A 22,735-nucleotide genomic window follows, 5' to 3' on the forward strand; every position below is an offset into this window, starting at 1 on the left:
CAAGAGAACGCCGGTTTTTCAATCCGAAAAAGCTTATTTCGCCACGCCGCCCAAACGACGCAGTTCTGCCTGGTACTCGGGGCCGCTGCGCATTTTCTGGTACTGCGCCATGCGCTGTTCGTAGGCGGCATCGATGCTGCTGTTATCGCCCTGGGGGTACATATTCATGCCAGCGCGGTTCCAGATCGCCAGGTCGGCCAGAACTTCTGTACGCGCCAGCGAAGGGCCGGAAATCACGGGCTCGGGGCCGAACCAGACCTGCGGGTTTTCCGCAGAGGCGATGCCGGAAAACGAAGCGGCAGCGATGGCGGCGATGGCGATGATGTTCTTGGTGATGTTCATGACAGTTCTTTCTTCAAAGTCTTGCAGTGCGGGTTTGCGTTCTGCTTGGACTGAAGTTTCTTCTTCTGTCACGAATCTGCATGTGCGAAAACGCACAGTTTTTCGAAGAAAGCGGACCTTCCATGGGACCGCATTTTCGAGGGGCGCCGAGAAGGCCCGCTTGCACCCGTCGGCCAAACGCAGTGCCGGCCAAGCTCGAGAACATGCGTCGCTTCTTCCGCGCATATCCCCAACCTTCAGTTTCCGAAACGGTGCCCAGGAAATTCAACCTGGCCGAACTTTCCCAGGCCTTCACGCTGCCGTGGTCAGCCTGCAAAACGCGCTAAAAGCGGGCGGCGCGGCCACGCCATAGCCGTGTCCAGGGTACTTCGCGTGCGCCCCCACCCACCGCCGCCGGGCCGCCCACGCCGTGGGCAAGCGTGGGGGCTACAAGGTCACTCGACAATCTTGGCAAAGGCCGCCAGATCCGCGTACTTGTCCATATCGGTGCGGATCAGCTGCTGCAGGCTTTCATCGCCCTTGGCCGGGATCGCGCCCGAAGCTTCGATGCGCTGGCGGATCGCGGGATCGCTGAGGCCGGCACGCAGCGCGGTCTGCAGCTTGGCCAGGATTTCCGGTGGCAGGTCCTTGGGTGCGGCAAACGCGAACCAGCCGGCGAGCGAATAGCCCTTGAGTGCGGGGTTCTCGCCCAGCGCCGGCACGTCCTTGAACGAGGGCAGGCGGTTGGCGGTGGTGACGCCCAATGCCTTGATGCGGCCGTTCTGCAGGAAAGGCGCGGCCGCAAGCGGCGAAATGATGGCGAAATCGACGTTGCCGCCACCCAGGTCGGTGGTCATGGGCGCCGCGCCGCGGTAAGGCACATGGGTGATTTCCAGGCCCGCGAGCTTCTTGATCAGCTCGGCCGAGAAATGCGGGGTCGAACCGATGCCAGGGCTGCCGTAGCTGTACTTGCCCGGGTTCTTCTTGACCAAGGCCACGAACTCATCGAGGTTCTTCACGGGCACATGGGCGCCAGCGACCCACATATTGGGCGCGAGCGCGACCAGGCCGATGGGCGTCAAGTCCTTGGAGGGGTCGTATTTCTGCGCCATGTTGACCGACTTCGTACCGGCCATTTCATTGCTGGAACCGGCCAGCAAGGTGTAGCCGTCGGCCTTGCTCGACACCACGCGCTGGGCCGCGACCACGCCGGCTGCGCCGGACTGGTTTTCCACCACGACGGTGGCATCGAGGTGCTTGGCGATGATGTCGGCGATCACGCGCCCGACCATGTCGACCGAGCCGCCCGGGGCGTAACCGATCACGATGCGGATGGGCTTGGCCGGGTAGCCGGGCTGGGCCCACAGCGGGGTCACGGCCAGGCCAGCCGCCGAAGCGAGGAGCGTGCGTCGAGAGAGAGTGGAGTCAAGCATGGTGATCGGTAGAAAATGTGGAGGACCTGCTAATGCATGCAGCGTCGCAGGAACAGCGGGAAGACCCCGATATTAGAGGCAATCCATGCCGATCAGCACGGCAATCTATGCGTGTTTGTACTAGGATTTGCATAAATTGTTGAACGATTAGCCCACTCCAAGGCGGTTTCAGCGCATGCCCCGGCCCGCAGCGACGGCGTCACTATCCTCCACCGCAGCGTGAGCGACGCAGGCGGCTCAGGGGCTGAGTTCTATGCATTCCGCCCCCCAATCCCGCGCCAGGCGCGCGCAGCGCTGCAAGGCTACGGCTTCCTGCTCGAAATCCACGATGTGGCAACTGTCCGCACCTTGCGGGCGCGCGGGCAAGGGGTCGAAGCGGCCGTCGGTCAGCAGCCAGACCGAAGCCAGCAGACCGGGCTGGACCGCTTTCTGCTGGCGCAGCAGCGCCTCCACCAGCGCCACGGCGGACTGCATGGGCGTGGCGCCGCCGCCTTGCAGGGGAGCAATCCACTCGGCATTGAAGGCCGCGACCTTGCAGGGCGCGAGCAGCAGCTGCGCCTTTGGGCCGGCGAAGCCGATCACGGCCAGGCGCTCGCGCCGCCGGTAGAACTGCTCGGTCAGCGCCAGCAGACAGCCCTTGGCCAGGGCCAGCTTCTGGCCTTTGAGCATGGACGCCGACATGTCGATCAGCACGCAGTGCAAGCTGCTGGAGCCCACCGGCGGGCGCCGAAAGCGCAGATGCTCCAACTGCAAGGCACTGCCGCCCTTGGCGCTGAGCGTCTTGACCCAATCGACGCCGCGCTCGGCGCTGCCCAGCAGCCGCCCTTTGCGCGCGGTGTTGGCCTCGCGCCCTGCCCTGGCCTGCCCCCCCGGGCCTGCCTGGGCAGGGCGCGTCAGGCTTTTTTTGGCAGAAAGGGCCGCAAGGCCTTGACCGGCTGAATGGCCGTGGATTGGGGCGGGGGCATGGCGCCCCAGTCTGGCGCCGGCGGGTCATTGGCGGGCCCTGCCCCCTCGCCGCCCTCAGGCGCGTCGGTATTCTTCGGGGCGGGCGCCTGTGCCGCCTCGCCAGGAGTTTCGTCGTTCCGCGCCGCTTCGCCCGGCAATGTCTGTTCGCGCGGCGGCGCCGCCTGGGTGCGCCTATGGGCCAGGGCCAATTCGGCGACGGCGTCCACGTCCGCCAGCGTCACTGCAGCGCGCCCGGCCAGCGCCGCATGGGCGCGCGCGGCGCGCAGCATCACCAGATCGGCGCGCACGCCTTCCACGCCCGCGTCCTGGCACAGCTGGGCCACCTGGTCGTGCACGGCATCGGGCCAGGCGACAGCGGCCAGGCTGTCCCGGGCCGCCACCACCTGCCAGGCCAGGGCGTTCTGCGCTGCTTCGTGCTGGACCATGAAGGCCGCCGGATCGGCATCAAACGCCATGCGCGTCTTGACGATGGCCTTGCGCTGGGCCACATCGGGCACGTTGTCCAGCCGCACGAACAGGCCGAAGCGGTCGAGCAACTGCGGGCGCAACTGGCCTTCCTCGGGGTTCATGGTGCCGACCAGGGTGATGCGCGCCGCGTGCTCGTGCGAGACGCCGTCGCGCTCGACGCGGTTGATGCCGCTGGCGCTCACATCCAGCAGCAGATCGACCAGACCGTCGGCCAGCAGATTCACTTCGTCGACGTAGAGAATGCCCTGGTGGGCCTGGGCCAGCAGGCCGGCGCGGAACTGCACGGCACTGTGCTTGAGCGCGGCTTCCAGGTCCAGCGAGCCGACCAGCTGTTCCTCGGTCGCGCCCAGCGGCAGGTTGACGAAGCGGCCCGAAGGCAGCAGCGCGGCCAGGGAGCGCGCGCTGGTGGATTTGGCCGTGCCGCGCGGGCCTTCGATCAGCACGCCGCCGAGCAAGGGATCGATGGCGGCCAGCAGCAAGGCCGTCTGCAAAGGCTGCTGGCCCTGCAAGGCCGTGAAAGGAAAATGCTGCATAGGGATGGTTATCGGTTCTCTAGAAGTTGCTCGGTGCCCAGCAGTTGCTGCTCCAGCAGAGCCGCGTAGTCGCCGCTGTCCTGCCACAGGCCGCGCCCAATGGCTTCGAGCAGGCGCTCGCAGATGTCGTGGAAGGCCGCGGGGTTGTGCTGCTGCAGGAAAGAGCGCGTGTCGGCGTCGGCGACGAAGGCATCGGTGACGCGCGCGTACTGGTCGTCGCGCACCACGCGCGCCGTGGCGTCGAAGGCAAACAAGTAGTCCACCGTGGCCGCGACTTCGAACGCGCCCTTGTAGCCATGGCGCTTGATGCCGGCAATCCACTTGGGATTGGTCACGCGCGACCGCACCACGCGGCTGATTTCTTCCTGCAGGGTGCGGATGCGCGGCGCCTGCGGATTGCTGTGGTCGCCGAAGTACAGATCGGGCTGCTCGCCGCTGAAATGGCGCACGGCCGCGGCCATGCCGCCCTGGAACTGGTAGTAGTCGTCCGAGTCCAGCAGGTCGTGCTCGCGGTTGTCCTGGTTGTGCACCACCAGCTGGATTTCGCTCAAGCGGCGCACAAAGGTCTCGGGCACGGCCGTGCCGTCGTCGTTCTGGCCGTAGGCGTAGGCGCCCCAGTTGCGGTAGGCCACGGCCAGGTCTTCGTCGGTCTCCCAGTTCTTGCCGTCCATCAGCCCTTGCAGGCCCGCGCCATAGCTGCCGGGCTTGGCGCCGAACACGCGCAGGCCCGCCTGGTGGCGCGCTTCCTCGGGCGCCATGCCTTGCGCGGCCAGCTGCTCGGCTTCTTTCAGGATGCGCGCGCGAATGGGGTTGGTGAACTCGTCCTCGTCTTCGAGCGCCGCGACTTTCTGCACGGCTGCATCGAACATGCGGATCACATTGGTGAACGCGTCGCGGAAAAAGCCCGACACGCGCAGCGTCACGTCCACGCGCGGGCGGCCCAGCACCGCCATGGGCAGGACTTCGAAGTCGCTCACGCGCCAGCTGCCGTCGGCCCACTTCGGGCGCACGCCCAGCAAGGCCAGGGCCTGGGCGATGTCGTCGCCGCCGGTGCGCATGGTGGCCGTGCCCCAGACCGACAGGCCCAGCGCGCGCGGGTAGTCGCCGTGTTCCTGCGTGTACTTTTCCACCAGCAGCTGGGCCGACTGAAAGCCCAGGGTCCAGCTGGTGGGCGTGGGCACGGCACGGGTGTCTATGGAAAAGAAGTTGCGCCCCGTGGGCAGCACGTCGGGGCGGCCGCGCGTGGGCGCACCGCTGGGGCCCGCGGGCACGAAGCGCCCTTCCAGCCCCCGGCCCAGCTGCAGCAACTCCTGCGTGCCGCAGGCCTGCAGGCGCGGCAGCAGATCCTGCACCACGCGCTGCAGCACGGCGCCGGTCAGCGCCATGCTGGCGTCCAGCCCTTCGCCCGCCTGCTCCAGCAGCTGCAAGGCCAGCAGCTCCAGCCGCTCGCGCGTATCGCCCGCATGCCGCCAGGGCTGGTCATCGACCTGGGCCAGCAGCGCCGGGCGCGGCCCGGTCCAGGGCAGCTCCCAGGCCGCGTCGAGGGGATTGAAGTCATCGCCCAGCTGCAAGTCCCGGGCCAGGGCGCGGACCAGGCTGGCATTCGCGCCCTGGCCGTTGCCCACGGGGTGGCGGGCCAGGGCCAGCAAGGTGTCGCGCTCCAGCCGGCCCTGGGGCGACTGCCCGAAAACATGCAGGCCGTCGCGGATCTGGCTTTCCTTGAGCTCGCACAGATAGGCATCCGTGCGGTTGAGCAGCTGCTGCTCGTCCTCTTCGGACGACGGCGCCGCCAGTCCCAGGTCCTGGTGCAGGTCATGGGCCACGATGTGCGCCAGGATCTGCTTGCGCAGCAGCTCGGCGCGCCGGCGGTCCATGGTCGCGGCGTCGTAGTACTCGTCCACCATGCGCTCCAGATCGCGCGTGGGCCCATAGCTTTCGGCGCGCGTCAGCGGCGGCATCAAATGGTCGACGATCACAGCCTGGGCGCGGCGCTTGGCCTGCGTGCCTTCGCCCGGGTCGTTGACGATGAAGGGATAGAGGTGGGGCATGGGGCCGAACACCAGATCCGGCCAGCAGGTGTTCGACAAGGCCACGCTCTTGCCCGGCAGCCATTCAAGATTGCCGTGCTTGCCGACATGCACCATAGCGTCGGCGTTCCAGCGGCTGCGCAGCCAGTGGTAGAAGGCCAGGTAGTAGTGCGGCGGCACCAGATCCGGGTCGTGGTAGCTGGCCATGGGGTCCAGGTGGTAGCCGCGTGCCGGCTGTATGCCCACGAAGATCTGGCCGCAGCGCAGTCCGGCGATCATGAAACGGCCCTGGCGCAGCATGGGGTCGGCGTCGGGCGCGCCCCAGCGCTGCAGCACGGCTTGCTGATTCGCCTCGGGCAGGCCCGCGAAGAACGCCTGGTAGCTCGCCAGGTCCAGGCTTTGCCAGGCCGGGCGCTGGCCCCAGGAATCGGGGTCGTTGGTGATGCCTTGCTGCAGCTGGGCCATCAAGGCGTCGCCGTCGGCAGGAATGGCGTCCAGCACATAGCCGCTGCGCTGCAAGGACTGCAGGATCTGGATGACCGACGCCGGCGTGTCCAGCCCCACGCCATTGCCCAGCCGGCCTTCGCGCGTCGGGTAGTTGGCCAGGATCAAGGCCAGGTGCTTGTCCGCATTGGGCTTGTGGCGCAGGCGGCACCAGCGCTGGGCCAGTTCCACCACAAAGGCCAGGCGTTCGGCATGTGCCTGGTACTGCACCACGTCGGACTGGGTCAGTTCGCTGCGGTGCGACAGGCCCTTGAAGCTGATGGCGCGCGTGATGATGCGGCCGTCGACTTCGGGCATGGCCACGTGCATGGCGATGTCGCGCGGCTGCAGGCCGTGGGTGTCGGCCAGCCAGCTTTGCTCGTTGCCGCCGGATAGGATGACTTGCAGCACCGGGATGTCGCCGGCCAGCGCATGGTCGCCAGGCGTATCCAGCGAGGACTGGGCGAACGAAGTGGTGTTGAGGATCAGCGAGACGGCATGCGCCGCGCACAGTTCGTGCAGCAAGGCCAGGCTGGCGGCGTCCTTGAGCGACAGCAGAGCCAGCGGCAAGGGGTTCATGCCCTGGGCCAGCAGCTGTTCGCACAGCGCCTGGAAGACCTGGGTATTGCCCGACTGCAAGTGTGCGCGGTAGAACACGACCAGCACCACGGGCGCGCCGTCTTGCCACTGCCAGGGGCCGGGCTGCTGCCAGTCCTGGGCGGACGCCGCATCCTGGGCGGGGTGGTAGACGGCCACGGGCGGCAGCGGCAGCGGCGGCAAGGCCTGCTGCTCGGCGCCCAGAAACGCATGGCCCAGGTAGCGGAACAGCTCGCGCGCGTTCGCCGCCCCGCCTTCGCGCAGATAGCGCCACAGGCAGCGGCACTGCTCCATGCTCGCCGTGCTTTTTTGCAGCAGGTTCAGGTCTTCCGTGGTGTCGCCCGAGAACATCACCAGGGTGATGCCTTTGCGCCGGCAGACTTCGCGGATCTGCTCCGTGCCGTAAGGCCAGTAGCTTTCACCGCCCAGGTGATCGATGACGATCACGCGCGCATGCTGCAGCACCTCGTCCACGTACAAATCCACCGACGCGGGCTGGCGCAGGTGCATCAGATTGGCCAGGCGCAGGGTGAAAAGCTGCTCGCCGTCCAGGCCCTGCTGCAGCTGGCCATAGGCCTGGGCCAACAGCGCCAAGGTGGTGTCCGCGGCGCTCAGGAACACCACGTCGGCGGGCGATTGCCCCATGCTGGCGACTATGGCGTCGTCGTCGACAAAGCCTCCGGGCTGGACTGCGAGCAGATGCATCAGAGTGCTCCGACGGTCAAGGCGTTCAGCTCGGCCGTGATGCGCACGGCATCCAGGTCGTGGCCGATCAGCACCAGATGGGTCTGCGGCGTTTCGCCCGCGGCCCAGCGGCGATCGAAGTAGCTGTCGAAGCGCGTGCCCACGCCGTGCACCACCAGGCGCATGGGCTTGTCGGCCAGGGCCACAAAGCCTTTGACGCGGTAGATGGCGTGCTCGGCGACCAGGGCCGCGAGGCGCTCCAGCAAGGCATCGCGCTCCACCACCGGCAGCTTGACGACGATGGAATCGAACTCGTCGTGGTCGTGGTGGTCGTGCTCCTCGCCTTCGCCATGGTGGCTGGCGCGCTCATGGATGGTGTCTTCCGAGGCGCTGAACAGGCCCAGCACCACGCCCAGGTCGATCTTGCCGTGGTCGGCGGCGACGATCTTCACCTGGGCCGGCACTTCTTCGCGCACGATGGCTTCGACCTTGGCGCGATCGGCGGCACTGGCCTGGTCGAGCTTGCTCAGCACCACCAGGTCGGCCGACATCAGCTGGTCTTCGAACAGCTCGTGCAGCGGCGATTCATGGTCCAGATTCGGGTCCTGCTTGCGCTGGGCGTCCACGGCGGCCGGGTTGGCGGCGAACTGGCCGGCGGCCGTAGCCGGCACGTCGACCACCGTGATCACGGCGTCCACGGTGCAGGCGTTCTTGATCTCGGGCCAGTTGAAGGCCTGGACCAGGGGCTTGGGCAAGGCCAGGCCGCTGGTTTCGATCAGGATGTGGTCGATGTCGGCGCGGCGCGCGATCAGCTCGCGCATCACGGGGTAGAACTCTTCCTGCACCGTGCAGCACAGGCAGCCGTTGGCCAGCTCATACAGCTGGCCCTGGGTTTCATTGCCCGCGTCGTCGCAGCCAATGCCGCAGCTGCGCAGGATGTCGCCGTCAATGCCCAGCTCGCCGAACTCGTTGACGATCACGGCGATGCGGCGCCCGCCCGCGTTTTCCAGGATGTGGCGCAGCAGCGTGGTCTTGCCGCTGCCCAGAAAGCCCGTGACGATGGTGGCGGGAATCTTTTGGCTGTTGGTCATGTGCATCTCCAAGAAAAAATGAAAAAAGGGGGCGCTCAGCGCGCTTCGGAGGAAGCCGCCTGCGGCTGGCAGCGCCAGGGCACGACATAGCCCTGGCTTTCGTGTTCGCCATGCATGGCCTGGACCTGGTAGACGCGCTGCAGATGGGCGGGCGTGAGCACATGGCGCGGCGCGCCACAAGCCACGGCCCGGCCCTGCTGCAGCAACAGCACCCGGTCGCAAAAACGGCTGGCCAGCGTCAGGTCGTGCAGCACCACGATCACCGCCTGGCCGGCATTGCACTGGGCGCGCAGCAACTCCATCACGCTCAGCTGGTGAAACGGATCGAGCGCGGCCACGGGCTCGTCGGCCAGCAGCAGCGGCGCCTGCACGGCCAGCGCCCGGGCCAGGCGCGCGCGGGCGCGTTCGCCGCCCGAGAGTTCATTCAGGTGGCGGTGTTGCAAGTCCGTGAGGTGCATGGCCTCCAGCGCGGCGTCCACCGCCTGGCCGTCGCCCGCCGACAAGGCCCGCGGCCCCCAGCCGCGCTGGTGCGGCAGCCGCCCCAGGGCGACAAAATCGCGCACCTGCAAAGGCCAGGCCACCTGGTCCCCCTGGGACAGATAGGCCAGGCGCCGGGCCCGCTGCACCGGCGCGAGCCGGCCCAGGTCTTCGCCATCGAGCAGCACCCGGCCCGCATGGGGCAGCAGTTGGGCCATGGCCTTGAGCGCCGTGCTCTTGCCCGCGCCGTTCGGGCCTATCAAGGCAAACAGTTCGCCGGCGCGCACGTCGAACGACAGCTGGTCGACGCAGGTCTTGCCCGACAGCTGCACCTGCAGCGCTTCAATCGACAGGCCATGCATCAACGTGTCCTCCAGCGCTCACGCAGCACCAGGTAGAAAAAGAAGGGCGCGCCGATCAGCGCCGTGACCACCCCCAGCATCAATTCGACGCGGCCGCTGAGCAGGCGCAAGGCGATGTCCGCGGCCAGCAGCAGCACGGCGCCGCCCAGGGCGCTGGGCAGGATCAGGCGCGACGGCCGGTAGCCCACCAGGCCGCGAAACACATGCGGCACGACCAGGCCGATGAAGCCGATGGAGCCCGTGACGGCCACGCTGGCACCCACGCACAGCGCCGTGCCGGCAATGATTTGCGCGCGCAGCCGCGCCAGGTTCACGCCCATGCTCGCGGCTTCGTCCTCGCCCAGCGTCAGCGCGTCCAGGTGGCGCCCGCTCATCGCCAGCAGCGCCAAGCCCAGCACGATGAACGGCAGGCTCAGCCGCACTTCGTCAAAACTGCGGTCGGCCAGCGAGCCCATCAGCCACAGCACGATGTCCTGCATGTCGGTGGGCGTGGGCGCGAGGTTGATGGCCAGCGCCGTCAATGCCGCCGTCAGCGCCGACATGGCCACACCGGCCAGAATCAGCGTCAGATTGCTCGCGCCGTTCCTGGCGATGCGGTAGAGCACGCTGGTCGCCGCCGCCGCGCTGCCCATGGCCACCGTCGGCAGCAACCAGGCATTCCAATGCCACAGACCGAAGTAAATGCAGACCACGGCCCCCAGCCCGGCGCTGGAGCTCACACCCAGAATGCCGGGCTCGGCCAGCGGATTGCGCAGCAACCCCTGCAAGGCCGCGCCCGACACGCCCAGCGACATGCCGACCAGCACGGCCAGCAGCACGCGCGGCAGGCGGATTTCCTGGACGATGGCCTGGTGGCGCAAGGCCAGATCGCTGCCGCCACCCTGGGCGAACACGGCGTGCCACCAATCGGCCACGCCGATCCGCACCGAACCAATGCCCAAGGAAATACAGGCCAGCACCAGCAATGCGGCCAGCAAGCCCAGATTGAGCAGCCACGGACGCGGCGCGACTTGCACCCGCGTCATGACTTCAGCTCCGCGCCAATGGGCTTGATGCGCAAGGCGTCGACCTGCGCCGCCATGGACTCGGCCGCCTCGATCAACTGCCAGTTGCTGCAGCCCCAGTCGTTTTGCTGCAAGGCCACCACGGGAATGCGCTCCAGGAGTTTTTTCATTTGCGGATGGCGGCCCAGGGCCGAGCGGGCATAGGCCAGGTCGTTGACCATGGAAGGCGTGATGAAGACATCGGGCGGGTTCTGCAGAATGCGCTCCAGATCGATACGCCCCCAGCCCTGCAGGCCCAGGGCCGTCGCATGGTTGTGCAGGCCGGCGGCGGTGAGCACCGCATCGACATGGGTCTTGGCCCCCGCGCTGCCGCCGTTGGGCCGCAGGTACAAGGCATTGAACGGCCGGGGCGTGGCCTGCAGCTGCTTGAGGCGCTGGTCTATGCTCGCCAGCAACTCCTTGGCCGCCTGCTCCCGGCCCATGGCCTTGCCCATGCGCTTGGTGCTGCTGAAAATGCCGTCCCAGTCCGTGGGGAACGGCACCGTCACTATCTGTATGTCATGGCGCTTGAACAGGCTGGCCTGGTAGCGCGCGCTCCAGCGCCGCGAGGCCAGCACGATCTGCGGCTTCAGATGCAGCACGTCTTCGGCCGAGGCATCGTTGGCCGCGAATTGCTTCGCTTGGCTCGCCAGGGAGAAACGCTGGGCGTCCTGGCTCTGGCGCGACAGGGAAACGATTTGCGCCGGATCGGCCAGGCCCAGGGCCAGCACGTCGGCGCAGATATTGGTCGACATCAGCCGCGGCAAAGGCTCGGCCGCCTGCACCGCGGACGCCGCCAAGCCTGCCGCCAGCAGCCAGTAAAGGCGCGGCATCAGAAGTCCACGCCCGGCTGGGCCTTGACGCCGGCCCGGAACGCGTGCCGGGTGTCGGCGATCTCGCTGACCGTGTCCGCCAGCGCCAGCAGCTCCGGCGCCGCCGCGCGCCCGGTGATGATCACGGTCTGCGACGCCGGCCGGCCCTTGATGGCCTGCAGCAGCTCGGCCACGGCGAGATAGCCGTACTGCAGCATGAAGGTCAGCTCATCGAGCAGCACCAGTTGCAGGCTGGCATCGGCCAGCATGCGCCGCGCCTGGCTCCAGGCCAGCTCGGCCGCGGCCTTGTCCGCACTCCAGCCCTGGCTGTCCCAGGAGAATCCTGTCGCCATGGCGTGGTAGTCGACCTGCGCCTGCCGCCCCTGGCCCAGCAGGCCCATGTGCTGCAGGAACGTGACTTCGCCCGTGCAATGCGTGCCGGAAATGAACTGCACCACGCCCGCGCGATGCCCATGGCCCAGCGCCCGGTACAGCGTGCCGAAGGCCGACGTGGTCTTGCCTTTGCCGTTGCCGGTGAGCAGCACCACGATGCCTTGCAGCGTTTGCGAGCGCTCCATGGCCGCGGCCACGGTCGCTTTTTTGCGCTGCATGCGTTGTGCATGCGCGAGTTTGAATGATTCGTCCATGCTCTCCCCGAGCCCAACACGATGAAAGTGTCCCAGGGGAGAAGGAGATTGCGAGAGGACTGCCGCTGCGCGCAGGCGTGGACAGGCCGATCAGCAAACGGCCCACACCCCGTGGCATAAAACTGCATTCGTACAGGTCGGTATTCTGGCTCGCCCTCATTCAGCGCACACCACCTTCCCGGGCATCAGGCCCAGTGGCATCGAGTGTGTCTGTCAGGCTTACAGCAGCGGGGGCTGCGCCGGAATGTTCAGCGCAAAAGCGCCAAGGTCACCGGACTTCCCGTTTCACCCCAGGTCGGCATCGACGTGGGACTCCTGTACGGTAGGGGCGATTATAGGAGGGGACGGGGGCTGGAGGGGGAAAGGGGGCTTGGGGCGGACCACCCAGATGCAGTCGTTGGGAAACTCCAGCGCTGTCTTGATCGTGGAACCGCAAAGCTGCGAATCGCGGTTTGTGCGATTCTGTGGAGCGCACGCTTCTTCGACACCGAGGCCGAAATCCAGTTCACGCCCCTGCCACCGGACGCGCTTGAGGCTTGCCCAGCATCATGTGCGTGCTCTAAAGTGCGTGGAGACCCGTCGTACTGAAAGAGGTGTTCCGATGAATGAGCTTGACCGACTGGAAGCCATGCTCCGTGAGCGGCCGACATTCCTCTCCAATGCGCAACGTCGGGCGGCGTACGACGCGCAGGGAGACCGCTTTGCGCCGGCAGCGGATGTCCTTGTGGAACCGGTGACGGCGCACGGGGTTCCGGCTGAATGGACGTCCACGCCCGTTGCGAGCACCAGCGAAGTCATCCTCTATCTGCACGGCGGAGGATATGCCTGGGGCTCACTGAAGAGCCACCGGCACCTCGTGAGCGAGTTGGGTCGCGCGGCGGCGATGAGAACGCTCGCCCTCGAGTACCGGCGCGCCCCTGAGTGCCCGTTTCCTCAGGCTCTGGAAGATGCGGTCAGCGGATACCGATTTCTCCTGGATTCCGGCGTCCATCCCCGCCAGATCGCTGTCGCCGGCGATAGCGCGGGAGCCGGCCTGGCCGTGGCCTTGCTCGTACGGCTGAAAGAATTGGGCATGCAGCAACCCGCTGGCGCTCTGCTTCTCTCGCCCTGGGTGGACATGACGGCGACCGCAGACAGCTACCGCCGCAACGCGCAGCGAGACCCTGTCCTCAACCGCGAGATCATGCAATTCCTGGCAGGGCAGTACCTGGGAGAGCGACCGCGAGAGACACCTCTGGCGTCTCCGGTTTTCGCGGATCTGAGCGGCATCGCGCCCCTGACGATTTTCGTGGGCTCCACAGAGGCCTTGCTGGATGATGCGATCGCGCTGGCCCGTGCGGCAGGTCTGGCCGATGTGAGCGTGCGGCTGGAAATCTGGCCGAAGATGTTCCACATCTGGCCCAATTACCATCCGGTGCTGGCGCAAGGCAGGCAAGGCGTCACCAAAGCTGGACGGCTGCTGCGTGACGCCGTGGACCATTACGGGTCCGGCGAGTGAGTACTGCGACCGGCAGGTCACGGCCGTCGGCCAGCGTGCCTGGAAGCAGATCATCCGTCGCGCCCCGACGACCTCTCCGGTGCGCAACAGGTAGCAACAGGCATCCTGTACGGCCCTCAGCTCGATGGGAGAGCATGACCCAGCTCCGGGTGCGCCTCCCAACCGTCTTGGGCCTCCACCGCCATCGGAGCGGGAGACCACGGGGCAAAAACGAGAACGCTGATGTTGTCTGCGAACGCCTGTTCGGATATCCGGCGTCAGCGGGTGCCAGGCGGCAGAGGTACGGGCACGCGGTTGCGTACGGGCGGCACTGTCTTCAGGTAAGTGAATATGGCGCTGAGGTCCGCGTCGGTCATCTGTCCGAAGGCAGCGGGCATGGGCGGCAGAAGCGGGCGGCCAGCGCCCATGTGTCGGCCTTTGCGCAAGGTCTGGACAAAATTCTGCTCGCTCCAGCGGCCCAGCCCCGTCTCGGGGTCAGGTGTCAGATTGGCCGTGAAGCTGACGCCCCAGGGCCCGGCCCAGGCCGTGTTCGTCGCCGACGAGATGACCAGCCAAGGCCCGACGGGCAGGGTTGGCACGGGCGGCATGACCAGGCCCTCAGGATGACCGGATAAGCTGCGCATGGCATCGGGCTCGGGGCCACGAGGCCCCATCTTCATCGGCGTGTGGCAATCCGCACACCCACTGGTATTGACGAGGTAACGGCCGCGTTCGAGGCGATCACGCGGCGCAGGTTCAGCCGCCTGGGCGGCAAGGGTTCCCACGGTAGTCCACAGGCTCAGCAACAGGAGATGTTTCATCGGTGGTGCTCCAGTCGATCGGGTATCGGCACTCTACTCTTGTCCCCAACGCCCGTCATCCCCCAAAAGGGCCAAAAGGACGGCCAGCCTGAAGCCATGCCCGCCACGCAGGCCATGGCCCATTGCAGCAATGCGCACGCCGCCGCGCCGCGAAATACGGGTGTCCCACTTTCGACACCGGAGCCCGGCATGAACACCACCCCCTCGCTTCGACATCCATGCTCCGTCCACAAAGGCTAACGTGGCGACTGGACGGTGTCCGGAACTACCGGGGCCAGATCAGGCGAACGATTCAAAGCCATGCATTCCTGATGCCTTGATCCTCGCAACGGCTTATGCAGCGGCACAGTTTGGAGGCCACTGGCACAGCGACCAACGTCTACTTGTACGCCTTCTGCGGGTCGTCTGCCGGATCGACATAGTTCAGGTCGAAGGGCCCTTCCCCGTGGATCTGGATCACCGTTGGGACCTTGAACATGGCGAAGTGCTTGACCTTGGCCGGAATCGAGCCGAAGCTGCCGGCTTTTTGGGTCTTCAGTGCCTTAGCGTCCCACTTGTCGCCCATGCCTATCATGACCGAGCCCGAGATCACGGTCACATTCTCCGCCTGACTATGCCAATGAGGCAGCACGCGATAGCCGGCCGGTACCGACAGGCGCACCACATAGGGGCCGGGTTGGCCGGGATCGCCCAGGAGCACCGCGAATTTGGCCCCCTTGGCCAGCACTGGCGGCGGTGCACCCCACTCGAAACCTTCGGTGCCGTGAATGGCCCAGGATGCCATCGGACACGCTACCAGCGCAACGAGGCTGACCGAACGGGCAAACGAGAGATAGGACATCACATTCTCCTTGCGCGCGGCCCACATACACATCGTCGCTGACATCGCGCGCCGTCAGCGACAAGCTTCTCTTGATCGCGTTGCGATGACACGCCATGCGCTGTCACAAATGCCGGCAGGGGACGGTCGATGCCTCTTGCAAGCTAGCGGCTTATAGACAGGTCGCAACATACGCCAGAGCTACTGGGGAGGCTTTGCGTAGACATCGGCACTGAGCACCTCAAGACCGACAAAGGGCTCGTCACCTTCGACCCAGGCATCGTGACCAGGAGGGATTGCGTAGGATTCTCCTGCGCTGAGCATTTTCTGAGAACCGTCCTGCATTCGAACGGTGAGCTTTCCTGAAACGACATGCCCCACATGCGAGAGTTGGCAATACTCTGTCTTCACCACGGGCTTGATGCATTCTGACCAACGCCATCCGGGTTCGAAGTTAAACCGCCCGATCGTGTAGCCCTGGAGCTTTACCACCTCGACGCGGGTTTTGCTGGGTGTGCGAAGCTCGTCCGGCGTGCCATGCGACTTGACTTCCAGCTTCTCAACGCTGACGGGAGTGACCATGATTTTCTCCTTCAATTGAGTTGCCCGCCGCTACCGCAGAACTCTTCAGTGATCGCTAATGCGTCGGAGGACAAAGGAGAAACTATCCCTATGTCATTCACATGGCAATACCAATGATACACAGGGCCGTTACGGTGGCACGGCATTGCCTGCGCCGCCCAATCCAAGGGCGCAGCAGAGCAAGGAGATGCGAGCATGCGGAGCCCGGGGAAGCTCCGCACCCAGCATCGCGCCGCCGACCGTCCCTGGCACGGCCCAGGTCAAAGCGCCACAAATTCACACAAATTTTGCATTCATCCCAAGTGATGAATCCTTTGAAAAGCTTCACCGGCAAAGCAAATCACAGCGCCCCTCCTTCGCGCATTGGCCGAAAGCCCCAACGGCCTGGCAAAAGCACAGCAGCCCCGTACCGGGACGGCAGTGGCTCTGACCTGCCCCTTACAAGTCACAACGTAAGCGGTTCGCTATCTGACCTTGCTGTGGCCTGGGCATGGCACCATTGCGCCTTTGCGACTGTTTCAAGAGGACCTGGATGCTGATCAATTGCGTGGCCTACGAAAGGGGATCCAAACTAGCCGATATACCTGTCGCCGATATCAGCACCTACATTGCGAGGCCTGGCTGCTTCGTCTGGGTGGCCTTGGCCGATGCGACGGCGGCTGAGCTTGATGAAATGCGCGAAGAGTTCGACCTGCACCAACTCGCCGTGGAAGATGCCAGCCATGGGCATCAACGACCCAAGATCGAGGAATACGGCCAGTCCATCTTCGCAGTCATGCACCTGCTGGAGCCGGACCCCGAGCAACCAGGCCAGTTCAACCTGGGCGAGGTGGACGTGTTCATCGGCCCCAACTATGTTCTGTCGGTCCGAAACCGCAGCAAACACGGGTTCCTGGGAGTGCGCGATCGCTGCGAACGAGAGCCCGAACTACTCCAGCACGGCGCAGGCTTTGTGCTGTATGCACTCATGGATGCGGTGGTTGACCGCTACTTCCCCATCATCGAGGCCCTGGAAGCTGAGCTCGAGGAGGTCGAGCTACAGATTTTCACGCAGCGAGCTGCGCGCGAGAGCATCAAGCAACTTTATGGACTGAAGCAGCGAGTGATGGTCCTCAAGCATGCGGTTGCACCGCTGCTGGAGGCTGTGAGCAAACTCCACGGCGGTCGTGTACCGCAGGTCTGTGCAGGGTCACAGGACTACTTCCGCGATGTGGCCGACCACTTGGTCCGGATCAACGGACTCATCGATGGCATGCGCGACACCATCGCGACGGCCATGCAGGTCAACCTCTCCATGGTTGCCATCGACGACAACGAGGTCACCAAGCGGCTGGCGGCCTGGGCCAGTATTTTTGCGATCTGCACCGCCTTCGTGGGCATCTGGGGAATGAACTTCGAGCACATGCCGGAGCTCAAGTGGCACTACGGCTACCCGGCCGCACTGCTGTTCATGGGCGGCGTGTGCAGCTATGTCTACTTCCGGTTCCGCCGGGCTGGCTGGCTGTAGCACCTGCTGGGGCGGAATGACTTTGCCGCCGCTTTCCACACGGCTTTGCAAAAGCACCGCGGCCGTTTGCTGCTGTTCTACACCGGATCGTCACGGGCAGCGCTCAACGCCTGCCCCGCCTCAGGGCGCCGAGCCCGCCGCCGGCGCGAAGAAATCCACCTTGGGCGGCAGGCGGTCCAGCTCGCGCAGGACTTTCATCACCACGGCCATGCCGGTATTGCCCGCGGGCACGCCCGCATAGACGGCGGTCTGCAGCAGCACTTCCTGGATGGTGGGCAGGTCCAGCGCCGCGGCGTCGGGATCGGCGGGGTCGGCCAGCAAGCCCGTGCGGATGTGCAGCTCGAACTCTTCCCAACGCCCCATGGACGCGGTGATGGCCAGCACCATGATGCGGCGCGTGCGGCGCTCCAGGCCCGGGCGGCTCCAGATGCCGTCCCAGGCATAGCGGGTGATCATGCGCTGGAACTCGACGTTCAGGCTGTTGGCGTTGTCCACGGACTGGGCGACCCAGTCCGCGCCCAGCACCTGGCGGCGGTTGCGCAGCCCTTGCTGCAGGCTGTCTTCAGGGGTGGAGGGCATGGTCGTTTTCCTTCAGTGATGCAGATGCGGCCGTTCGGGCCAGTAGATCGCCGCAGGCCTGCGCCGAAGACTGCACGGCCAGCCGCGGGTTGGCGGCCGCGGCCAATGCGCTTTCCAGCGCGGCGTCGACAGGCATTCCCTGCCGCCGCAGCCAGCGCTCAAGCAGCAGCTGCAGCGGTTGGGCCTGCTGCAAAGCCTGGGCCGCGCATTCGGCCACGGCGGCCTGCGCGCCCGGCTTGCCCAGCAGCGGGGCCAGCGTCTGGCTCAGCGCTTCGGAATACACCACGCCTTGGAGGCCATCGATATGGGCTTGCATGCGTGCCGTATCCACCTGCAGGCCCTGGGCCGCGCTGCGCAAGGCGGCGGCGGCGGCATGCACGTGGCGCCACAGGCTGGCCCCATGCGCGACTTCGGCCTGCCACTCTCCCAGGCCGCGCTCATGGGCCTGGGCCATGCAGGCCAGCAAGGTCGCGGCCAACTGCGGCACGGGCTGGGTTTGCGCCACGGCCTGCATGCAGTGCACCGGATTGCGCTTGTGCGGCATGGCGCTGGAAGTGCTGCCGCGCGGCGCTTCGTACAGCTCGCCGACTTCGTACTGCATCATCAGCGACCAGTCCTTGGCCAACTTGGCCAGGCTGCCGCCGCAGACCGCCACTTCCATGGCCAGGCGCAGCCAGGCATCGCGCTGCGTATGCCAGCTGTAGCCGCAGGCCTGCAGACCCAACCGGCGCGCCAGTGCCTGCTCCACGGCGGCCGCGGTCGGGCCCAGGACAGCGCGGTTGCCGACCGCACCGCCGAGCTGCACGCACAGCGCCTGCGCGGCCTGGGCCTGCAATTGCGCACGGCAGCGCTGCAAGGCGGCGGCGGACTGCGCGCACTTGAAGCCAAAACTCGTCACCTGGGCCGGCTGCAGCAGGCTGCGCGCCAGCATGGGCGTGGCGGCGTGGCGCCGGGCCAGGTCCGTCAGACACTCCTGCAGCCCCGCCAGCTCGGCCAGCAAGGCTTGCAGGGCGGCGCGCGTCAGCAGCGCCTGGGCCGTGTCCACCACGTCCTGGGTGGTCGAGCCCCAGTGCAGCCAGTCCAGGCCTTCGGGCCGGTGGGCGCGCAGCCATTGCTGCAGCGGCTGCAGCACGGCCAGGCCCATGGCGCCGCTGCAGCGCGCGCGCGCCACCAGGGCCTCGCGGTCGACCTGTACGACGGCGCAAGCCTGGGCGATGGCCTCGGCGGCCGCCTGCGGAATCACGCCGCATTCGGCCTGGGCCTGGGCCAGTGCGGACTCGAAGCCCAGCATGGCCGCCAGCCACTGCGCATCGGTGAACAGCGTGTCCGCATCCAGCGGGCGCAAATAATCGTGCATCAAGGACATGGCAAGCGGCCCGACTAGACCGAAGCGCCCGAGGCCTTGATCACGGCCTCCCATTTGGCGCTCTCCTGCTGGATCTTGCGGGCGTAGGCGCGGGAATTTCCCAGCATGGGCACGGCCCCTTCCACGCCCAAACGGGACTGGAACGCCGGCAGGGCAGCGACCTGCAGTACTTCATCGGCCAGTTTTTTCACCTGCGCGGCCGATGCCCCCTTGGGCGCCAGCAGACCATAGGTCAGCGAACTTTCAAACTGCGCCAGCTCGGGCACGCCGGACTCGGCCACCGTCGGCACGCCGGGCAGCTGGGCATGGCGCTTGTCACCGCTCACCGCCAGGGCGCGCAGCTTGCCGGCCTTGACCAGGGCCTGGGCCGCGGGAATCACGCTGAAACTGAAGTCCACCAGGCCCCCGGCCACATCCGTCAAGGAGGGTGCCGTGCCTTTGTAAGGCACATGGGTGGCCTGCACGCCCAGCAGGTGGGCCAGCATCGCGCCCGTCAGATGGCCGCCCGTGCCCGATCCGCTGGAGGCGTAGTTCATCTGGGCGCCCCGGCTGCGCAAGGCCTGCACCAGTTGCTCCACCGACTGGATGGGCGACGTCGCCGGCACCACCAGCAGCAGCGCCGAGGACGCGAACATGGCCACCGGCTGCAAGTCGGTGGCGGCATTGAATTTGAGGCCCTTGTAGAGCACGGGATTGATGGACACGGTGCCGGTATGGCCCAGCAGATAGGTCTCGCTCTGGGGCGAGGCGCGCACCACCATTTCCGTGCCCAGATTGCCGCCCGCGCCGGCCTTGTTCTCCACGACCATGTTGTAGCCGAACATTTCCGTCAGGCCGTGGGTCATCTGCCGCGCAAACACATCATTGCCGCCACCCGGCGCAAAAGGCACGACCAGGCGGGCGGTGCTTTTGCCCCGCTCCTGGGCCCATGCCGGCAGCGCCGCCACTGCGGTGGCGGCCATGGCCGAGCGCAACCAGGCGCGGCGAGACAGGGTGGAAAAAGCATTGGCGTGGATGAATGGCATCAAAGTCTCCTTGTTGTAGGCAGTGCCCCGGCAAGCCGCGGGCCCGGCGACAGTGTCGGCGAGCCCAGGCGCCTGTCCAAGTGCCTGGGGCTTTCATGTAATGAAAGAAAATGTGCGAGATGGACACCAAATACATCCAGAATTTCTTGAAGGTCGTGCTGAGCGGCTCCATGTCCGAAGCCGCCCGCCAGCTCGACATCAGCCCGGCCGCCGTGGCCCAGCAAATGCGCGTGCTGGAGCAGACGCTGGGCGTGGCCCTGCTGGTGCGCCACGGCCGCAGCGTGCGCCCCACCGCCGCCGGAGAACGCCTGTTCGAGCGCGGACAGCAGCTGGTGCAGGACTGCGACAGCCTGCGCGAATGGGTGGCCAGCGATACGGATGGCGGCGAACTGCGGCTGGGCACGGTGAACACCGCCTTGCATGGCTTCCTGCCCGAAGTCATGCGCGCCTTCATCGCCCGGCACGACAGCGTGCGGGTCAGCGTGCGTGTCGCCACTACCCCCGAGCTCTACACCGCCCTGGCCCAATCCACGCTGGACGCGGCCCTGTGCCTCAAGCCCTCGTTCGATCTGCCCAAGACCGTCTGCTGGGCCGCGCTGCGCGAGGAACCGCTGGTGCTGCTGGTGCCCGCCGACGATGCCGGGCAGGACCCGCTGCAGTTGCTGCGCAGCCGCCCGCTGGTGCGCTACGACCGCCAGCTCGCGGGCGGCAAGCTCGCCGACCGCTACCTCCAGGCCCAGGGCATCGCGCCCCGGGAACGGATGGAGCTCAACTCGGTGCTCGCCGTGGCCATGATGGTCGAGCAAGGCCTGGGCGTGGGCCTGGTGCCGGACATAGGCCAGGCGCTCACGCGCCAGCGCGCCGTCAGCGCCCTGGCCTTGCCGCCGCTGCCCCCAGGCCATGGCAGCCCCGCCAGTTCCAACCGAGCGCTGGGCCTGCTGTGGCTCAACACCTCACCGCGCATCCGCTGGGTGCGCAGCCTGCTCGACTGCGCGCGCCAATGCCAGGCCGATGGATGAGGCCGTGGAAGCCACCGCGGATCACGCCGGGAACAGGTCCAGCCCCAGGAATTTCGTGCCGGCAACGGGGTTGACCGCCACAGCTGGGGCTGGTCGAAACCCCAATGACGCATAGATGGCTTGCGCAGCCGTGAACTCGGGCAGTACGTCCAGGCAGATGCGCGCGTAGCCCGCTTCCCTTGCCTCGGCGAGAATACCTTCAATCAGCCGGCGACCCAGACCTTCGCCGCGCGCAGTGGCTCGAATGAAGACCCGCTTCATTTCACAGGTACGCTCATCCACTTGGCGCAACGCCGCACAGCCGACGACGACCCCGTCTTTCCACGCCAGCAGCAGGCGGCCTTGCGGGGCGGCGTACTTTCCCGGCAGCGATGCGAACTCTCGCTCGTAGTCCTGAAAGTCCAGGCTGACGCTGGGACTGACGATATATTCCCGAAAAATGGCGACAACGCGCTCCAGGTCTTGCGGGAAACATGCGGGTTTGATCTCGGTCATCGCGAAAGCGTACCGCAGGCAGCAGCCCGCCCTTGGCGCAGGAGAAAAAACCGCCCGAGATCACCGCCCTGCGGAACCCTTGACCGACACGGCAAACAAGGCATTGCGCGCCGCCTGCGTGATCGCCGCGACGCAGGGATGGGTGATGCGCCGCTCGACCGAGATGGCGAAGAATTCGTCCAGCACTTCGACCGTGGCGCCCAGCGTCTTGACGCCGCATTGCTTCTCTATCGAGTGCGAGAGCACCGTGGGGCCGACGAAGATGCCCGCGCCGTTGCGACCGAACTCCTTGGCCAGGGCGCTGTCGTCGAACTCGCCGACGACGCGCGGGTGCAGGGAGTGCGCCAGGAACCAGGCCCGCAGGCGCTGCCCCACCGCCGAGTCCTCGGACGGCAGCAGCAGTGGAGCGCCGTCCAGGCAACGCGGAAACTCCCCGCTGCAGCGCTCGCGCAAGGCGGGCGTGGCGAAGAAGCTCACGCCCGAAGCGCCCAGCCGGTGGCTGAAAGCGCGCACGCTGACGGATGGGGGAATAGGCGAGTCCGAAATCACCAGATCGAGCCGGAACAGGGCCAGCTCCGCCAGCAGGTTGTCGAGCTTCCATTCGCGGCAGACGATGCGCACCGGCTCGGGCAACTGGGTGGCCGGCGCGATCAGCCGGTAGGCGATGGATTTGGGCACCGCATCCGCCACGCCGACCCGGAACTCCAGCATGCGGCCCTTGGTCGGCTGTTCGCGCACCGCCTCCTCGACTTCAGCGCCCAGCGAGAAGATCTCCTCGGCATAGCCCAGCACCAGGCGACCGGTCTCGGTCAGCACCAGCCCGCGCCCGCTCTTGGCGAACAGCGGGCTGCCCAAAGCCTCTTCGAGCAGTTGGATCTGGCCGCTGATGGTCTGCGGCGTCAGGTGCAACTGTTCGCTGGCCCGCGCCACGCTGCCGCACTTTGCCACCTGCCTGAAGTAGAGGAGATGTTTGTAGTTCATACCAAGCATCCGGTTTTTTCGAATGATGCACCCATATTTTTCGGATTTACAAGCTGCTGCAAGACCCTTAACTTGGCACTGTCTCCCTCTCAATGCGCTCGACCCCAAGGAGTGAACAC

The 22,735-nt window shown here is 66.4% G+C and carries 21 protein-coding genes and 1 riboswitch; of the genes, 3 read left to right on the forward strand and 18 right to left on the reverse strand.

All coding sequences use genetic code 11. From position 1 onward, the window contains the following. Positions 1–33: 33 nt before the first annotated feature. The 10 genes from N0K08_RS08800 to cobO all read right to left on the reverse strand — a co-directional run bounded on the left by N0K08_RS08800 (position 34) and on the right by cobO (position 11,944). Complete coding sequence (locus N0K08_RS08800) at positions 34–342, reverse strand: DUF4148 domain-containing protein (protein WP_261499852.1); 309 nt, start codon at positions 340–342, stop codon at positions 34–36. Positions 343–776: 434 nt separating this feature from the next. Further along, positions 777–1,754 carry a Bug family tripartite tricarboxylate transporter substrate binding protein gene (locus tag N0K08_RS08805; protein ID WP_261499853.1) on the reverse strand — a complete coding sequence of 326 codons (978 nt, stop codon included), beginning with the start codon at positions 1,752–1,754 and terminating at the stop codon, positions 777–779. A 237-nt stretch (positions 1,755–1,991) separates the two neighbouring features. After that, on the reverse strand, positions 1,992–2,507 hold the full coding sequence (locus N0K08_RS08810) for a vWA domain-containing protein (RefSeq protein ID WP_261499854.1): 516 nt from the start codon (positions 2,505–2,507) through the stop codon (positions 1,992–1,994). Positions 2,508–2,647: 140 nt separating this feature from the next. Then, complete coding sequence (locus N0K08_RS08815; protein WP_261499856.1) at positions 2,648–3,721, reverse strand: ATP-binding protein; 1,074 nt, start codon at positions 3,719–3,721, stop codon at positions 2,648–2,650. 8 nt (positions 3,722–3,729) lie between these two features. Beyond that, the gene (cobN, locus tag N0K08_RS08820; RefSeq protein WP_261499857.1) at positions 3,730–7,533 is read right to left on the reverse strand and encodes a cobaltochelatase subunit CobN; all 3,804 of its coding nucleotides are present in this window, start codon (positions 7,531–7,533) and stop codon (positions 3,730–3,732) included. Continuing rightward, positions 7,533–8,603, reverse strand: a complete 1,071-nt coding sequence (cobW, locus tag N0K08_RS08825; RefSeq protein WP_261499858.1) for a cobalamin biosynthesis protein CobW — start codon at positions 8,601–8,603, stop codon at positions 7,533–7,535. The genes cobN and cobW overlap by 1 nt, the downstream gene beginning before the upstream one ends. Before the next feature lie 35 nt (positions 8,604–8,638). Further along, entirely contained in the window at positions 8,639–9,442 is an 804-nt protein-coding gene (locus N0K08_RS08830; RefSeq protein ID WP_261499859.1) for an ABC transporter ATP-binding protein, read from the reverse strand. Further along, positions 9,442–10,467 carry a FecCD family ABC transporter permease gene (locus N0K08_RS08835; protein WP_261499860.1) on the reverse strand — a complete coding sequence of 342 codons (1,026 nt, stop codon included), beginning with the start codon at positions 10,465–10,467 and terminating at the stop codon, positions 9,442–9,444. The genes N0K08_RS08830 and N0K08_RS08835 overlap by 1 nt, the downstream gene beginning before the upstream one ends. Further along, positions 10,464–11,318 carry an ABC transporter substrate-binding protein gene (locus N0K08_RS08840; protein WP_261499861.1) on the reverse strand — a complete coding sequence of 285 codons (855 nt, stop codon included), beginning with the start codon at positions 11,316–11,318 and terminating at the stop codon, positions 10,464–10,466. The genes N0K08_RS08835 and N0K08_RS08840 overlap by 4 nt, the downstream gene beginning before the upstream one ends. Then, positions 11,318–11,944: a cob(I)yrinic acid a,c-diamide adenosyltransferase gene (gene cobO / locus N0K08_RS08845; protein ID WP_261499862.1), complete on the reverse strand. Its 627-nt coding sequence runs from the start codon at positions 11,942–11,944 to the stop codon at positions 11,318–11,320. The genes N0K08_RS08840 and cobO overlap by 1 nt, the downstream gene beginning before the upstream one ends. A gap of 118 nt (positions 11,945–12,062) precedes the next feature. Then, positions 12,063–12,278: riboswitch (cobalamin riboswitch) on the reverse strand. A 267-nt stretch (positions 12,279–12,545) separates the two neighbouring features. Between cobO and N0K08_RS08850 the strand changes: the two genes are divergently transcribed. Then, positions 12,546–13,442: an alpha/beta hydrolase gene (locus N0K08_RS08850; RefSeq protein WP_261499863.1), complete on the forward strand. Its 897-nt coding sequence runs from the start codon at positions 12,546–12,548 to the stop codon at positions 13,440–13,442. A 257-nt stretch (positions 13,443–13,699) separates the two neighbouring features. Here the strand turns inward: N0K08_RS08850 and N0K08_RS08855 are convergent, their stop codons facing one another. The 3 genes from N0K08_RS08855 to N0K08_RS08865 form a co-directional block, all read right to left on the reverse strand. Then, complete coding sequence (locus tag N0K08_RS08855) at positions 13,700–14,242, reverse strand: c-type cytochrome (protein WP_261499864.1); 543 nt, start codon at positions 14,240–14,242, stop codon at positions 13,700–13,702. 379 nt (positions 14,243–14,621) lie between these two features. Continuing rightward, positions 14,622–15,083, reverse strand: a complete 462-nt coding sequence (locus N0K08_RS08860; protein ID WP_261499865.1) for a cupin domain-containing protein — start codon at positions 15,081–15,083, stop codon at positions 14,622–14,624. Between the two features lie 180 nt (positions 15,084–15,263). Further along, positions 15,264–15,644: a cupin domain-containing protein gene (locus N0K08_RS08865; RefSeq protein WP_261499866.1), complete on the reverse strand. Its 381-nt coding sequence runs from the start codon at positions 15,642–15,644 to the stop codon at positions 15,264–15,266. A 532-nt stretch (positions 15,645–16,176) separates the two neighbouring features. Between N0K08_RS08865 and N0K08_RS08870 the strand changes: the two genes are divergently transcribed. Further along, on the forward strand, positions 16,177–17,151 hold the full coding sequence (locus N0K08_RS08870; RefSeq protein ID WP_261499867.1) for a magnesium and cobalt transport protein CorA: 975 nt from the start codon (positions 16,177–16,179) through the stop codon (positions 17,149–17,151). A gap of 120 nt (positions 17,152–17,271) precedes the next feature. On the opposite strand, the gene N0K08_RS08875 is transcribed toward N0K08_RS08870, so the two are convergent. From N0K08_RS08875 to N0K08_RS08885, 3 genes are read right to left on the reverse strand one after another with little or no spacing between them, the layout of a single operon-like run. After that, positions 17,272–17,730, reverse strand: coding sequence for a carboxymuconolactone decarboxylase family protein (locus tag N0K08_RS08875; RefSeq protein WP_261499868.1), 459 nt, complete (start codon positions 17,728–17,730; stop codon positions 17,272–17,274). Then, positions 17,714–19,087: a lyase family protein gene (locus tag N0K08_RS08880; RefSeq protein WP_261499869.1), complete on the reverse strand. Its 1,374-nt coding sequence runs from the start codon at positions 19,085–19,087 to the stop codon at positions 17,714–17,716. The genes N0K08_RS08875 and N0K08_RS08880 overlap by 17 nt, the downstream gene beginning before the upstream one ends. 23 nt (positions 19,088–19,110) lie before the next feature. After that, positions 19,111–20,121: a Bug family tripartite tricarboxylate transporter substrate binding protein gene (locus N0K08_RS08885; RefSeq protein WP_261499871.1), complete on the reverse strand. Its 1,011-nt coding sequence runs from the start codon at positions 20,119–20,121 to the stop codon at positions 19,111–19,113. 119 nt (positions 20,122–20,240) lie between these two features. Between N0K08_RS08885 and N0K08_RS08890 the strand changes: the two genes are divergently transcribed. Next, positions 20,241–21,140, forward strand: coding sequence for a LysR family transcriptional regulator (locus N0K08_RS08890; RefSeq protein ID WP_261499872.1), 900 nt, complete (start codon positions 20,241–20,243; stop codon positions 21,138–21,140). A gap of 21 nt (positions 21,141–21,161) precedes the next feature. Here the strand turns inward: N0K08_RS08890 and N0K08_RS08895 are convergent, their stop codons facing one another. Both N0K08_RS08895 and nhaR read right to left on the reverse strand, forming a co-directional pair. After that, on the reverse strand, positions 21,162–21,635 hold the full coding sequence (locus N0K08_RS08895) for a GNAT family N-acetyltransferase (RefSeq protein ID WP_261499874.1): 474 nt from the start codon (positions 21,633–21,635) through the stop codon (positions 21,162–21,164). 60 nt (positions 21,636–21,695) lie between these two features. Beyond that, entirely contained in the window at positions 21,696–22,616 is a 921-nt protein-coding gene (gene nhaR / locus N0K08_RS08900) for a transcriptional activator NhaR (protein WP_261499876.1), read from the reverse strand. Positions 22,617–22,735: the final 119 nt, after the last annotated feature.

It is taken from the genome of Acidovorax bellezanensis (assembly GCF_025421555.1).
Classification (GTDB): Bacteria; Pseudomonadota; Gammaproteobacteria; order Burkholderiales; family Burkholderiaceae_C; genus Comamonas; species Comamonas bellezanensis.